The organism is Phreatobacter oligotrophus (assembly GCF_003046185.1).
Lineage (GTDB): Bacteria > Pseudomonadota > Alphaproteobacteria > Rhizobiales > Phreatobacteraceae > Phreatobacter > Phreatobacter oligotrophus.
The window spans coordinates 282,901-296,980 of sequence record NZ_PZZL01000005.1 but is presented as its reverse complement, the minus strand read 5'-3'; the positions used below and the strand labels follow the sequence as shown (position 1 = coordinate 296,980).

Here is a 14,080-nt window from a genome sequence, read left to right as displayed (position 1 = left end):
GCGGCGGCGTCCTTCACCACTCCACCTCGGCGCCGATGCCGGCGGCGGCGCGCCCGTCCGCGCCGATCTCCGTCTGGATGCGGATGCGGCGGGTGAGGTCGATGTCGACGCCGATGGCGCTGTTCTCAGGCTTGGCGCCGGTGCGTACGCCGACCCGCACGCGCTCGTTGATGGCACGCGAGACACCGACGGTCGGGCCCGAAGCGCCGGTGGTGACGTCGAGATTGTCGACGCCGAGCGCCCGGCGCGTCGCCTCGAAGGCATCGGCCCCGCCGCTACCCGAGAGGATCGCCACGGCCTGGGCAAGCTGCACGGCCTGGAAGGGCGAGAGGCCCGCGGCGGCGCGCTGGAACAGCAGGCGCGAGAGCACCTCGTCCTGGGGCAGGGTGGGCGTCGAGGTGAGCGTGAACTCGGGCTGCGTGGCCCGGCCGGTGATGCCGATGCTGGCGGTGATGTCGGTTGCCCGCGTCTCCGCGACGAAATCGAGGTCGGGGACCAGGTCGCCGCCGCCGAACGTGACGCGGCCGCGGGTGAAGTCGAGCCGCTGGGTGAGGAGCGAGAGGCGGCCGCGGCGCATCTCGAAGGCGCCATTGGCGCGCATGTCGCGGGTGGTGCCGGCGAGGCGCAGCTCGCCGCCGAGCTCGGCGTCGATGCCACGGCCGCGCACGAAGACCCGGCCCGGCGCGTCGAGCACCACATCGAGCGTCGCGTTGAACGGCGCCCGGCCACGCGTCGCGGCCGCGGCGCGCTGGCGGGCCAGCTGGGCGAGGCGGGCGCGGGTCTGCGCCGGGGCGCCGACATGGCGGGCATCACGCAACGGCTCGGCATTGGAGGGCAGCCGGTCCGGCACGCGCACCTCGATGGTCGCGACATCGATCCGCCCCGAGAGGCGCGGCGTGGTCGCCAGCGGTCCGGTCACCGCGAGGTCGAGGCTCGCGGTCATCTGCATCACGTCGCTCGACACCAGCTCGGCATTGCGGGCGGTGACCTTGAGGTCGGCGGGGAAGTTGCGCAGCGGATCGGCGCTGACGCGGCCGGTGAGCGCCACCGTGCCGCCGTTCTTCGCCCGTGCGGTGAGGCGTTCGACGACGATGTCGGTGCCGCGGCCGGTGACGCGGCCCTCGATGGCGGTGAAGGCGATGCCGTTAAGGGGATCGCTGAACGAGCCGCCGGAGAGCGTCGCGGCGCCCTGGATGTCCGGACGGGTGGCGGTGCCGCGCAGCGCGCCGTCGACGGCGAGGCGGCCGGTGACGCGCTGGCCGGAGCCGGCGAGCTGGGCATTGGCGAGGGCCGCGTCGAGTGTGCCCCGGACGGCAAGATCGAGGGCGCCTGTGGCGGTCATGGGCACCGAACCGGCAACGGTGAGCGCGATGGTCCGCCCGCCATTGATGGTCGCGTCGAGGCTGGCGCGCTCGCCCCGCGCCTCGCCGCGGGCGGTGATGTCGAGGGCGGGCACGCCGGCATTGCGGGTGGCGGGCGCCGCAAAGCCACGCACCGTCGCCTTGAAGGGCCCGCGGGGCGCTGCAGCCGGTCCCCGCAGCGTGGCGCGGGCATCGAGGGTGCCGGCAAGGCCGGTGCCGGGCGCGAGGATGTCGATGGCGGCAAGCGGCACGCGGCGGGCCTGGACGGTGGCGTCGAGCTGGGCGCCCAGCGTGCCGGTGACCTCCACCTCGCCGCCCTGCAGGGCGAGCGTCAGCCGCTCCGTGCGGATCTCGGCGCCCTCGAAGGTGAGGGTCGCCGGACGGGCGAGGGCGATGCGGGCGCCCTGCCGGGTGGCGGTGAAGCTTGCGAGGTCGAGGCGGTTCGGCGATCCGGGGATGAGGCGGCCATTGCTCGCCAGCAGGAAACCGCGGGCGCGGGCGGCGAGCGTCAGGTCGGTCGCCTCGCCGCTGCCGGTGGCTTTCAGCTCGATGCGCTCGACGGTCTCGCCGCCGGCGACCAGGCGGTCGACGGTCGCCTCGCCCTGGAGGCGCGGGCGGCCATAGAGGTCATCGCCGCGGAGGTCGGCGCGCAGGATGTTGAGGCTGGCGGCTCCGAAAACCAGGCGCTGGCCGTCGCCCTGCACCGCGATGGACTGGCGGCCGCCGGTGGCATCGGCGACGAGGGTGGCGCGCAGGCTTCCCGAGAGGCGGGTGAGGACGAGGGGAGACAGGTCGTCGAGGTCGCCGGCGGCGATGGTCATGCGGCCTCTGGCGAGCTTGCCGGGACCGGTTCGGCCCTGGCCCTCCGCCGTCACCGAGCCAAGGCGCAGTGCCAGCCGGTCGAGGACCCAGCCAGCGCCCTCGCTGCGGGCGACCGCATCCGCCGTCAGGGGCTTGCCATCGATGTCGCCGCGGCCGGTCAGGGTGAGGGCCGGGCGGGACGCGATGGTCTTGGCGTCGATGCTGAGGGCGAGGTCGCGGATCGGGCGGTTGAGCGCGCGGGCATTGGGGGCGGCAAGGCGCAGGACCATGTCGGGGTCGATGAGGTCGCCGCTGAGCGTGGCATCGGCGCGGCCGGCCCCGGCCAGCTGGCCGTCCACCTGCGAGAGATCGGGCAGGGCCAAAGCCGCGCGCATGGCGATGCGGCCATCGCCCATCGTGCCGTCGAGGCCGGCGGTGACATGGCGGCCGCTCAGCGTCACGCCTTCGAACGTCATGACGGCGCGGCGGCGGATGATGGTGCCGGCAAGGCTCGCCTGCCGCCCGATGACGCGGTCGGCGACCGGGTGGCCGAGGGCGAGTTCGGTGGCGCGGCCGTTGAGCACGGCGCGGGTGAGGCCCTGCGACGGGTCGCCGGACAGCGTCGCCGCCACATAGCCCTGGCCGGAGAGCGGCCGGCCGGCGAGCCGCGACAGGGCCGAGAGGCGGAGGATGTCGGCCTGGACCTGGCCTTCCAGCAGCTTGGCGCCGCTGCGGCCGGTGAAGGCGAGGCGCAGGTTCGGCGAGGCGAGCGTGAACTCCGAGACGTCGGTGATCGCCTCCTCGGTGACCACCGCCCGCAGCTTCACCGAGGCACGCGGGCCGATGGCCTCGGAGACGCCGGCATCGGCAAGGACGAGACCCTCGACCGCCCCGTCGGCATCGACGCGATAGCGCTTGGAGCCTGCCGCCTCTGGCTCGGCGGCGATCAGGGCGCTCATGCTGCCGATCTTCGCGCCGGGCCCGTCCAGGCCAGCGAGGTTGAGCTTGCCCTCCACCCGCGGGGCGTCGAGGGCGCCCATGGCGCTCATGTCGAAGATCAGGCGCTCGATGCGGGCAGAGCCGCGGGCGGTGGCGCCGCCGGCATTGGGCAGGGCGCGGCCGCGGGCGGTGACGTTCAGCTCGTTGCGGGCGGTGAGATAGCCGGCCGCCGTCAGTTCGGCGATGTCGGAGGCGAGGCGGAAGGCCTCGATGGCATAGCCGCCATCATCGCCGAAGACGATGCGGCCCTCGAGCTTCGTCGCGCCGGCGAAGACGGTCGAGACGCCGGGCGGCAACAGGTTCTCGATGCGGGCATCGAGCCTGAGGCCGAGGCGGCGGATCTGGGCATCGCGCGACAGGATGGCGTCGCCACGGGCGTTGATGTCGGGACCGGCATCGAAGGCGATGCGCCCGCGCCAGTCGTCGAGGCGGCCGGTGCCGGCAAGGTCGAGCTTGACCGGTGGCAGGCCGGGCAGATTGGCGAGGCGGGCGAGGATGCCGCCGGCCGGCTCGTCATGCTGCACCGAGAGGTCGAGCTGCTGGCTCGACGGCACGAAGCCGAGCTTGATGGCGGAGAGGCCGGGCGCATCGGTGCGGCGGACCTGGACATCGGCATTGAGGCCCTCGGCCGCGCGTCCGAGGGAGGCCGTGCCTGCGGCGGTGAAGCGGGCGGCGACGCCGAGGACGGGCTCGCCCAGGATGAACTCGCCGATGGCGAATTTGCCGATCTCCACCTTCACCGGCAGCTCGGGCAGCAGCGGTCCATCGCTCGGCGGCGGGGCGGCCGAGGGATCGGCCACCGGCCGGCGCAGGAGCTCGACACGGCCGATCTCGAGGTTCTGGATCTCCAGCCGTCGCGACAGCAGCGCCACCCGCCGCCAGACGAGGCGGATCGTGTCGATGCGCAGGTAGACGCCATCGCGATCAGCAATCGTGACGTTGCGGATCATCGCGTCGGAGGAGAGCGGTCCCTCCACCGCGCCGATGGCGACTGTCGATCCCGGCGAGGACAGGGTGCGCGAGATGAAGCCGGCAAGGACGCCCTGGTCTTCCTGCGCCTGCGGGCGGGTCGGCCCCAGCAGCAGCGCGGCGCCTGTCACCAGCACGGCGAGGAGCAGAAGGGCGAAGAGGGTGCGGGTCCGGGTCGTCATCAGAAGGCCTGTCCGATGCTGACGTAGAAGGCATAGGGCCGCTCGCCGGTGCGGCGCTGCAGGGGCACGGCGACGTCGAAGCGGATGGGGCCGACGGCGGTGTAATAGCGCAGGCCGAGGCCGGCGGCGTAGCGCAGCGGCGCCGAGCCGTCGGGCAGCGAACCCGAATAGGCCTGGCCCATGTCGAAGAAGGGCACGACGCCCAGCGTCTCGGTGATCCTGATCCGCGCCTCGAGGGAGGCCTCGAACAGGCTCTTGCCGCCGGTGACATTGCCGAAGGCGTCGCGGGGGCCGAGGCTCTTGAACTCGTAGCCGCGCACCGAGCCGCCGCCGCCCGCATAGAAGCGGCGGGAGGCCGGGATGTCGGCCAGCGTGCCGCCGAGGATCGAGCCGAAGGCGACGCGGCCGGCGAGGATGGTGCGGGCCTGCTCGTCGATGGCATAGTAGGCCGAGGCTTGGATGCGGCTGATGAGGAACGTGTCCGGCGCCGCGCCGAAGCCGAGATAGGGCGTCACCGTGGCGGTGACGCGGACGCCGCGGCTCGGGTCCAGCGGCCGGTCGGTGGTGTCGTAGGAGGCCGCGACCGGCAGGCCCACGAGGCCGTAATCGTAGCGGCCGAGCACGTCGATGGAGCGGCCGACCTCGCCTTCGACGCCAGCCCGGACGTTGAACGTGTCGGTGAAGCGGTGGCGGATGGCGACCGTCGCATTGGCGAGGTTGCTGGTATAGAGGTCGGTGATCTCCCGCTGCACGAAGGCGTCGACCAGGAGGTCGTTGCGCGTTCCCCAGAGCGCCGGCTTCAGGAACGAGGCGGAGAGGCGGCCGCCGATGTCGTCGGTGTTGAAGCCGCGCCGGGTGGAGCCACCCGGCCAGTTCTGGTTGCCGGTAAAATAGAACAGGTCGGCGTCAAGACGCAGGCGCTCCGCCCCGCCGAACAGGTTGCGGTGGGCCCAGTAGGCCTTGAGCGCCGGGCCGTCGATGGTCGAGTAGCGCAGCGAGCCGCCGAGCACGCGCAGGGGCCGCTCGGTCACCTCGACATCGATGGGTAACTGGCCATTGGCGTCGAGGGCGGTGCCCTCGCGCACGCGCACGCCCCCGATGGCCTCGATCCGCGCCACCGACCGGCGGATATCGGCCATGGCCTTGCGCGAATAGGGATCGCCGCGCTCGGCATAGATGAAGGAGCGGACGACGGCGGGGTCGACCTGCTGCGTACCGGAGACGCCGATGCCGCCGATGCCGGCCCTTGCGCCGGGATCGACCATCAGCGTCAGGTCGACGGTGCGGGAGGGGTGGTCGATGACCGGTTGGCGGCGGCCGACCTTGACGAAGGGGTGGCTGCGATCGCGGAAATGGTCGGCGAGGATGGCGGCGGCGCCCAGAACCTCCTCGGTGCGGGCGGGATCGCCCGGCTTGATGGTCACCAGCCGCGGCGGCAGCACGGCAGGGTCGAAGGGCAGTTCGCTGCGCTGGTCGAGCACCTGGACGCGGCCGAAGCGATAGAGCGGCCCGGTCTCGACGATCACCGCCACGGGGACGAGGGCGCGGCCGCGAAAGCTGTCGATGGTGGCGCGGGCGCCAGCGCCAGCGGGACGGTCGAGGGTGATGGCCTGGCCGCCGACGACGATGGACACCTTCGCGGCGTAGTAGCCCGAGCCCCAGAGGGCATCGACGATGCGCGGGAGGTCCGCCTCGGCGCGGCGGACGAGCTCGTCGCCGTTCTCCGGCGCCTCGGCGCGCAGGCGATGGAGGATGGAGACGTCGCGCACCGCGGTCAGTGCTGTCGCGTCGGAGCCGAGCCCCTGGATGTCGAGCTGATAGGCCACGGCCTGGGCCGAGACGGTCGGCGGGCGCTCGCCGAAGAGGCCAAAAAAATCGAAGGCATGGGAGGTCTGCGGCGTGCTGACGTTCAGCACACCGGCGAGAACACAGGCGTATCGGCGGGATTTGAATGTCCCGTCAGCCACCATTCCAGACCTTTCGGACGCAATACGAAGACGAAATCCCGGATTCCGGACCACTGAGGGCTCTCCCGGACGACGTCCGGGTAACCTTAACCGGCACGAGGGGACCGCGTCGACCGCACTCCCTTGCCGCCACGTCTGCTGCCAAACACCCCCTCCCGTGGGCGGCAGCCAGTGCCTATGTTCCGCGCCATGACTAGCATCATTAAGGTTGAGAAACTCTCAAAGCGCTACGCATCCGGGTTCCAGGCCCTTGATGACGTGGACCTGTCGATCGGCAAGGGCGAAATCTTCGCGCTGCTGGGGCCGAACGGCGCTGGCAAGACGACGCTGATCTCGACGATCTGCGGCATCGTCCGGCCCACCGGGGGGACGGTGAGCGTCGGCGGACACGACATCATCCGCGACTATCGCGCCGCGCGGGCGATGATCGGCCTCGTGCCGCAGGAGCTGACGACCGATTCCTTCGAGTCGGTCTGGGCGACGGTGAGCTTCTCGCGCGGCCTGTTCGGCAAGGCGCCAAACCCCGCCCTGATCGAGCAGATCCTCAAGGACCTGTCGCTGTGGGACAAGAAGGACGCAAAGATCATGACGCTGTCGGGCGGCATGAAGCGGCGCGTCATGATCGCCAAGGCGCTCTCCCACGAGCCGGACATCCTCTTCCTCGACGAGCCGACAGCCGGCGTCGACGTGGAACTGAGGCGCGACATGTGGGCCCTCGTCCGGCGGCTGCGCGACAATGGCGCGACGATCATCCTGACGACCCACTACATCGAGGAGGCGGAGGAGATGGCCGACCGGGTCGGCGTCATCTCCAAGGGGCGCATCATCCTCGTGGAGGACAAGGCGGAGCTCATGCGCAAGCTCGGCCGCAAGCGCCTGACGGTGGAGTTGCAGGCCCCCGTCGCGGCGGTCCCGGACTCCCTCGCCGCCTTCGACCTCGCGCTGGCCGATGGCGGCAATGCCCTCGTCTACAGCTACGATTCGCAGGCCGAACGCACCGGCATCACGGCGCTGCTCCAGGGGCTGTCCGACGCCGGCCTCCGGCTGAAGGACCTGCAGACCGAGCAGAGTTCGCTCGAGGAGATCTTCGTGAACCTGGTGAGCACCCGATGAACGTTCAGGCGATCAAGGCCATCTACCTGTTCGAGATGGCGCGCACCTGGCGGACGCTGTGGCAGAGCATCGTCTCGCCGGTCATCTCCACCTCGCTCTATTTCGTCGTCTTCGGCGCGGCCATCGGGGCCCGGATGCAGGAGATCGACGGGGTCGCCTATGGCGCCTTCATCGTGCCGGGGCTGATCATGCTCTCGCTGCTGACGCAGAGCATCTCCAACGCGTCCTTCGGCATCTATTTCCCGCGCTTCACCGGCACGATCTACGAGGTTTTGTCGGCGCCTGTGTCGCCCTTCGAGATCGTCACGGCCTATGTCGGCGCGGCGGCGACCAAGTCGGTGATCCTCGGGATCATCATTCTCGCCACCGCGGCCCTCTTCGTGCCGCTGAGGATCGAGCATCCGCTCTGGATGCTTGCCTTCCTCGTGCTCACCGCCGTCACCTTCAGCCTGTTCGGCTTCATCATCGGCATCTGGGCCGACGGTTTCGAGCAGCTGCAGTTCATCCCCATGCTGGTGGTGACGCCGCTGACGTTCCTTGGGGGCAGCTTCTACGCCATCGACATGCTGCCGCCCTTCTGGCGGACGGTCAGCCTGTTCAACCCGGTCGTCTACCTGGTGAGCGGTTTCCGCTGGAGCTTCTTCGGCACCGCCGATGTCGCCATCGGCGTCAGCCTCGCCATGACGCTGGTCTTCCTCGGCCTGTGCCTTGCGGCCATCGGCTGGATCTTCCGGACGGGCTACCGGCTCAAGGCGTGAGCCGGCGCCGCCCCACGCGGATCAGGCGCGGGCGATGGAGAGGAGCTTCTTCTCGTCGAGGACGCGGACGGCCTCCGGCACGATAAGGATCACGCCGTCGCGGGCGAGCTTGGTCAGCGTGCGGCTCACGGTCTCGATGGTGAGGCCGAGATAGTCGGCCATGTCGATGCGCTGCATCGGCAGCTGGATCGTCACCGACGGGCCCTTGATGCGGGTCCAGCGCTCGCGCATGGCGACGAGGAAGGCCGCGACGCGCTCCTCGGCCGAGCGGCGGCCGATCAGCGTCATCTGCTCCTGGGCGATGACCAGCTCATGGGTGGCGAATTCGTGCAGGCGGCGCAGGAAGTGCGGCTTGGCGGTGACGAGATTGTCGAACTCGCGCCGGTCGAAGCGGCAGAGCGCGACATCGTCCACGGCATCGGCCGAGAAACCGTAGCGGTTGTGCAGGGCGAGGCCGAGGAAGTCGCCCGGCATGGCGACGCCGATGATCTGGCGGCGGCCGTCGGAGAGCAGCTTGTAGAGCCGCACCATGCCTTCGGTGACCGAGAAGACCGATTCGGCGGTCTCGCCCTGGTGGATGAACGTGGTCTTTCCGTCGGCGCGGGTGTGATGGACGATGTCGTCCAGCTCGGGGAGCTCTTCCGGCCCGAGCGCGGCGCAAACCGCGAGCGAACGCACCTTGCAGTTATCGCAGTAGTTGTCGCCGGGCTGGCGCCCGCAGGCGTGGGCCGCCTTGGGAGACGTGAGTTCGATGGTCGCGGTCATGGCAGTGACCCTTGGTGGGGGAACAAGGCACTTATCGCTGTCATCATAGAGGAGAGTCTCGGCCAGCGTTTGATTCAGAACAAGGACGCCATTCGACTAGCCCCTCATCCTCCCGGCTCTCAAGCATGCTGGGAGCCTTCGCCTCGATGTTCAGAGCCCGCATCATCGACGCGAATGAGGCGATGACCGTCTTCGGGCTGGTCCGGCTGTGCTATCCCGATATCGAGATCGACGCCTGGCGCCAGCATCTTCAGGGGCTTGGCGGCGGCAAACGCCGCAAGGCGGGTTGCCTGGTCGTCAGCGACCAGCGCGGTTATGTCCACGCGGCATGCCTGTTCCGCGTCACGCCAGACCCCATGTCCGGCCGCCGGATGGAACTGTCCTACCTGTCGAAGGCCGAACTCCCGGCCAGCACCGCACCGGACACCCTGTTCGATTTCGTCGACGAACTGGCCCGTGAGGAACACTGCTCGACCATCGTGATCGAGGAGGCCGTGACGCGGCTGGCCGACGGGCCCCTCACGCAGTGGGGCGACCTCGACGAGGCGCTAGCGGCCCATCAGTTCCGGCCGGGCAGCGTCGGCTTCGTGAAGGCTGTCCCCGAGGCCGCCTGAGCCTGCACCGTGCCGGCAGCTTCCGGCAATCCCGCATTGTCATCCATGATCGCGCGCCAGGCGGCGCCGTCGAGATCGTCGTACTGGCCGGTCTTCAGCGACCAGAGGAAGCCGGCAAGGCCGAGGAGGCCGAGGCCGAGGGCGAGGGGAACGAGGAAGATCAGCACGTCCATGGGTGCCTCCTTCAGAGCCGGCCGTGGCGCGCGCGCAGCGCGTTGGCGGTGACGATGACCGACGAGCCGGACATGGCGAGCGCCGCGATGAGCGGCGTCACCCAGCCGGCGATGGCGATGGGCACGGCGATGGCGTTGTAGACGACCGCCAGCCAGAGATTCTGCTTCATCAGCATGAGCGCGGTGCGCGAGACAGCGACCGCATCGGCGACCGGGGCGAGGCGGTCGCCGAGGAAGACCGCGTCGGCCGCGGCCTGGGTCAGGTGCACGGCGGTGATCGGCGACATCGAGACATGGGCACGGGCAAGCGCCGGCGCGTCGTTGAGGCCGTCGCCGACCATCAGCACCTTGCGGCCGGCCGCCTTCAACGCGTCGAGCCGCTCGATCTTGTCGGCCGGCTTGAGCCCCCCGCGCGCGACGGGGATGCCGAGGGCGGCCGCGACGGGCGCGACCGCCTCCGGCCTGTCGCCGGACAGGATCTCCAGTTGCAGGCCGGCCCGGGACAGCGCCGCGACGACGGCCTCGGCGTCCGGGCGCAGCTGCTGGCGGATGGCGAAGACATGGCAGGTCTCGCCATGGCGGAAGGCGATGAGCGAGGCATCGGGATGCCGGGCGGCCACCCTCGCCCCCTCCGCCTCGGCGTCGCAGAAGGCGAGGCTACCGAGCCGCGCCTCGCGGCCGTCGATCATGGCGACGACGCCACGGCCGGTTTCCTCGCGCGCCTCGGCGAGGGGAAGGGCATTGGGCACCGCCGCGACAAGGGCGCGGGCGAGTGGATGATGCGAGGCGGCCGCAAGGCCGGCTGCCATCGCGAGATCGGCGGCGGGAATGTCCGCAGTGCCTTCGGCGGCGAGGTCCGGCAGGGTCAGCGTGCCGGTCTTGTCGAAGACGATGGTGTCGGCCTCGGCGAGCCGCTCCAGCGCATCGCCCGCCTGGAGCAGGACATTGGCCTTGAACAGGGCGCCCGAGGCCACGACCTGCACGGCGGGAATGGCAAGGCCGAGGGCGCAGGGGCAGGTGATGATGAGCACCGTGATGGCGATGATCAGCGACTGTTGCCAGGCGAGCCCCGCAAGGATCCATCCGGCCAGCGTGCAGATCGCGGTGAGATGGACCACCGGCGAATAGAGCGCCGCGGCGCGGTCGGCGAGGCGGCGGTAGTTGGAGCGCGCCTCGAGCGCGGTCTCGAGCAGGCGCGTCACCTCGTCGAGCAGCGTGCCCTTGGCGGCGGCGCGGACCTCGATGGTGAGGGCGCCGGAGAGGTTCAGTGTGCCGGCATAGACGGCATCGCCGGCCGTGACCTCCTGTGGCAGGGTCTCGCCCGTCACGAGGCTCTGGTCGAGGCTGGAGCGGCCCTCGACGACGAGGCCGTCGACCGAGACCCGCTCGCCGGGCCGGACGAGGACGCGGTCGCCCGCGGCCACGGCGGCGATCGGCACCTGCCGCAGCGCGCCGTCGGGCATGAGCTTCACCGCCGTCTCGGCCTTGAGAGCGGCGATATTGCCGGCGACCGCGCGGGTCTTGCGGCGCATCAGCTGCTCGAAATAGCGGCCGGCCAGCAGGAAGAAGAGCAGCATGACCGCGCTGTCGAAATAGGCGTGGGTGCCGTGGTGGGCGGTCTCCACCAGCGACATGCCGACGGCCAGCAGGACGCCGAGCGAGATCGGCACGTCCATGTTGAGCTGGCGGGCGGCGATCGCCATGCGCGCCGAGCGGAAGAAGGGCCGGCCGGCATAGGCCACCGCCGGAACGGCGATGAGCGCCGAGACCCAGTGGAAGAAGTCGCGCTGCTCCTGGGTGATGTCGGAGATGTTGCCGGACCAGACCGACACCGACAGCAGCATGATGTTCATCATGGCGAAGCCGGCGACGCCGAGGCACTGGAGCAGGAAGCGCGCCTCGCGCACCTCCTCGCCCTCCACCGCCTTGGGGTCGAAGGGGAAGGCGCGGAAGCCGAGCGCGGAGAGGCGCTGGACGATCCGCTGGGGTGTCGTCTCTGCCTCGCGCCAGCGGACGGTCAGGCGGCGGTTGGTGAGGTTGACGCGGGCCTCCTCGATGCCCGGCTCGCGGGCGAGGCCCTGCTCGATGACGGGCATGCAGGCGGCGCAGGTGATGCCGTCCACGGCGAAATCCATGCGCGCCCGGCCCTCGCCCAGCGGCTCGACGAAGAGCGACAGGTCGGTGGCGTCCGGCGTCGCGGCGGCCGCCGGCAAAATGGCTGGCGGATCGACGGCGCGGGGGAGGTCGGCTGTGAGGGTCGAAGCCATGGCGCGGCGCTCAGGGCAGCATGACGCGGTTGCGCGAGCGGTAGAGGGTCTCGCCGTCGCGCTCGACCTCGATGACGAGGTCATGGGCGCCGGCGACGAGGCCATCCGCCGTGCCGGCATAGGTGCCGGGGCCGGTGCGGGCGACGTCGAAGGCGCGGTCATTGGCGCGCCGCACCGGGTGCTGCACCGAGGCCTTCACGGTGATGCGTTCCACCGGCACGCCCTCGGGTTCGCGCACCGCGATGGTCACGGCGCCGGTGCCGCTGGCGTCGCGATCCACACGCGCCTCCACGGTCCAGGCGCGGGCATCGCGCTGGCCGGCGGCGGCGAGGTCGCGGTTGAAGCGCTGGCTCGCCTTGTAGGAGCTGTCCGTCGTCAGGCCCGGCATGGTGTCGAGGGCGAGCGACAGCATCACCGCGTTGACGGCGATGACCACGCCGAAGAAGGCGACGAAGGTGAGGAAGACCGCGCGGCCGGTGAGGCGGCGCTGGCGGGGAAGGGCGGTGTCGAGGGTCGAGGACATCGGGGGCATCCTTCCGTCAGCGGACGATGAAGTGGTCGGACATGCTCGCCTTCTCGCCGGTGCCGAGCTCGGTGATGCGGAAGGTGACGCGCGAGGAGGGCGGCAGGTCGGCCGGCTTCTGCGCGGTGAGGTGGACGATGATCTCGCGGGTCGAGTCGGGGCCGACATCGATGACCGGCCAGTCGCCGGCGGTCATGGAGATGCCGACGGCGGTGAGGCGGGCGAGCGGCAGTTCATCCACGGCGAGGACGAAGATGCGGTGGACCGGCCGCTTGTTGGAGATGCGCACCGTGTAGCTGTTGCGCACCGAGCCGTCGGAGAGCTGGACGTAGAGCGGGTTGCGGTCGTGCAGCACCGAGAGGTCGGTGAAGCTGCGCGTCATCAGCCCGTAGAGCATGACGAGGCCGACGGCGGCGATGAGCCCGGCATAGACGAGGGTGCGCGGCCGGATGATCGGATAGACCTCGTCGAGGCCCTGGCGGCGGCGGTCGATATTGACGTCGTTGTCATACGCAATGAGGCCGAGCGGCCGGTTCACCTTGGTCATGACGGAGTTGCAGGCGTCGATGCACAGGCCGCACTGGATGCAACCCATCTGCGATCCGTCACGGATGTCGACGCCGGTGGGGCAGACGACGACGCACTGGCGGCAGTCGATGCAATCGCCGGCCGGCTGGTCGGCCTCACGCGCCCTGGCGGCGGCCTTCATCGACATGCGCGGCTCGCCGCGGTCGTAGCGATAGGTGACGTTGAGGGCGTATTGGTCGGTCAGCGCTGCCTGGATGCGCGGCCAGGGGCACATGTAGAGGCAGACCTGCTCCTTCATCAGCCCGGCGAGGGAATAGGTTGTGAAGGTGAGGATGCCGATCCAGACATAGGCGACCATGGGCGCCTGGAAGGTGGCGAGGTCCTTCACCAGGGTGGGCGCATCGGCGAAGTAGAGGACCCAGGCGCCGCCGGTCCACCAGGCGATCATCAGCCAGAGAACGTGCTTCAGCGTCTTGCGGCCGAACTTCGCCGCCGTCATCGGCTGGGCGTCCGCCAACATCCGCTCGCGCCGGTCGCCCTCGACCCAGCGCTCGACGGTGGTGAAGAGGTCGGTCCAGACCGTCTGCGGGCAGAGATAGCCGCACCAGACGCGGCCGGCGACGGCGTTCATCAGGAACAGGACGAGGGCCGCCATCACCAGCAGGCCGGTGAAGTAGTAGACCTCCTGCGGCCAGATCTCGATGAAGAAGAAGTAGAAGCGGTTGTGGGCGAGATCGACAAGGACCGCCTGGTCCGGCTGGTTGGGGCCGCGGTACCAGCGCAGGAAGGGCAGGAAATAATAGACGGCGAGGCAGCCGACCAAGACGACCCACTTGATGGTCCGCAGCCTGCCCTTGACGCTCTGCTGGTAGATCTCCCGGCGGCCCTCGTAGAGCGGCTCGTCGTCGTATTCGGGAAGGACCGGCGGTGCGCCCTTCTTGGCGGCGGGAGAGGCGAGGACGTCCGACATGACGGTCAACCGGGGGGTGCGGGCGCCAGATGCGGCGCGTCGATCGCACCATCACCGAAGGCCGCCTGTCGGGCCTTGATGTGGCTCAAC

Annotated in this window: 10 protein-coding genes; 3 read left to right on the top strand and 7 right to left on the bottom strand. The window is 70.4% G+C overall.

Annotation, left to right across the window (positions count from 1 at the left end; genetic code table 11):
* Positions 1–13 precede the first annotated feature (13 nt).
* Both C8P69_RS13650 and C8P69_RS13645 read right to left on the bottom strand, forming a co-directional pair.
* Positions 14–4,312: a translocation/assembly module TamB domain-containing protein gene (locus tag C8P69_RS13650; RefSeq protein WP_108177969.1), complete on the bottom strand. Its 4,299-nt coding sequence runs from the start codon at positions 4,310–4,312 to the stop codon at positions 14–16.
* A complete protein-coding gene (locus C8P69_RS13645; protein WP_245902028.1) occupies positions 4,312–6,228 on the bottom strand; it encodes an autotransporter assembly complex protein TamA in 1,917 nt (638 codons plus the stop codon). Before C8P69_RS13645 ends, C8P69_RS13650 begins: the two co-directional genes overlap by 1 nt.
* Before the next feature lie 240 nt (positions 6,229–6,468).
* On the opposite strand from C8P69_RS13645, the gene C8P69_RS13640 reads away from it, so the two are divergent.
* Together C8P69_RS13640 and C8P69_RS13635 are read left to right on the top strand one after the other, a co-directional pair.
* Positions 6,469–7,392 (top strand): ABC transporter ATP-binding protein, encoded by a 924-nt coding sequence (locus C8P69_RS13640; protein ID WP_108178128.1) that lies wholly within the window; start codon positions 6,469–6,471, stop codon positions 7,390–7,392.
* Complete coding sequence (locus C8P69_RS13635; protein ID WP_108177967.1) at positions 7,389–8,150, top strand: ABC transporter permease; 762 nt, start codon at positions 7,389–7,391, stop codon at positions 8,148–8,150. Before C8P69_RS13640 ends, C8P69_RS13635 begins: the two co-directional genes overlap by 4 nt.
* Positions 8,151–8,171: 21 nt before the next feature.
* On the opposite strand, the gene C8P69_RS13630 is transcribed toward C8P69_RS13635, so the two are convergent.
* On the bottom strand, positions 8,172–8,915 hold the full coding sequence (locus C8P69_RS13630) for a Crp/Fnr family transcriptional regulator (RefSeq protein WP_108177966.1): 744 nt from the start codon (positions 8,913–8,915) through the stop codon (positions 8,172–8,174).
* 125 nt (positions 8,916–9,040) lie between these two features.
* Here C8P69_RS13630 and C8P69_RS13625 point away from each other — a divergent pair, with 125 nt between their 5' ends.
* On the top strand, positions 9,041–9,529 hold the full coding sequence (locus C8P69_RS13625) for a hypothetical protein (protein WP_146167339.1): 489 nt from the start codon (positions 9,041–9,043) through the stop codon (positions 9,527–9,529).
* Here C8P69_RS13625 and ccoS read toward each other — a convergent pair.
* The 4 genes from ccoS to ccoG all read right to left on the bottom strand — a co-directional run bounded on the left by ccoS (position 9,475) and on the right by ccoG (position 13,990).
* The gene (ccoS, locus tag C8P69_RS13620; protein ID WP_108177964.1) at positions 9,475–9,702 is read right to left on the bottom strand and encodes a cbb3-type cytochrome oxidase assembly protein CcoS; all 228 of its coding nucleotides are present in this window, start codon (positions 9,700–9,702) and stop codon (positions 9,475–9,477) included. The genes C8P69_RS13625 and ccoS overlap by 55 nt on opposite strands.
* A gap of 11 nt (positions 9,703–9,713) precedes the next feature.
* Positions 9,714–11,837: a heavy metal translocating P-type ATPase gene (locus C8P69_RS13615; protein WP_245902052.1), complete on the bottom strand. Its 2,124-nt coding sequence runs from the start codon at positions 11,835–11,837 to the stop codon at positions 9,714–9,716.
* A gap of 142 nt (positions 11,838–11,979) precedes the next feature.
* Positions 11,980–12,492, bottom strand: a complete 513-nt coding sequence (locus C8P69_RS13610; RefSeq protein WP_170118242.1) for a FixH family protein — start codon at positions 12,490–12,492, stop codon at positions 11,980–11,982.
* Between the two features lie 16 nt (positions 12,493–12,508).
* A complete protein-coding gene (gene ccoG / locus C8P69_RS13605) occupies positions 12,509–13,990 on the bottom strand; it encodes a cytochrome c oxidase accessory protein CcoG (RefSeq protein ID WP_108177961.1) in 1,482 nt (493 codons plus the stop codon).
* Positions 13,991–14,080 lie beyond the last annotated feature (90 nt).

Excerpts from the sequence above, each read along its gene's own strand:
- C8P69_RS13615 (WP_245902052.1), bottom strand. The coding sequence starts at position 11,837 with ATGGATTTCGCCGTGGACGGCATCACCTGCGCCGCCTGCATGCCCGTC.
- C8P69_RS13635 (WP_108177967.1), top strand. The coding sequence starts at position 7,389 with ATGAACGTTCAGGCGATCAAGGCCATCTACCTGTTCGAGATGGCGCGC.
- C8P69_RS13650 (WP_108177969.1), bottom strand. The coding sequence starts at position 4,312 with ATGACGACCCGGACCCGCACCCTCTTCGCCCTTCTGCTCCTCGCCGTG.
- ccoG (WP_108177961.1), bottom strand. The coding sequence starts at position 13,990 with ATGTCGGACGTCCTCGCCTCTCCCGCCGCCAAGAAGGGCGCACCGCCG.
- C8P69_RS13625 (WP_146167339.1), top strand. The coding sequence starts at position 9,041 with ATGCTGGGAGCCTTCGCCTCGATGTTCAGAGCCCGCATCATCGACGCG.
- C8P69_RS13630 (WP_108177966.1), bottom strand. The coding sequence starts at position 8,915 with ATGACCGCGACCATCGAACTCACGTCTCCCAAGGCGGCCCACGCCTGC.
- C8P69_RS13610 (WP_170118242.1), bottom strand. The coding sequence starts at position 12,492 with ATGTCCTCGACCCTCGACACCGCCCTTCCCCGCCAGCGCCGCCTCACC.
- C8P69_RS13640 (WP_108178128.1), top strand. The coding sequence starts at position 6,469 with ATGACTAGCATCATTAAGGTTGAGAAACTCTCAAAGCGCTACGCATCC.
- ccoS (WP_108177964.1), bottom strand. The coding sequence starts at position 9,702 with ATGGACGTGCTGATCTTCCTCGTTCCCCTCGCCCTCGGCCTCGGCCTC.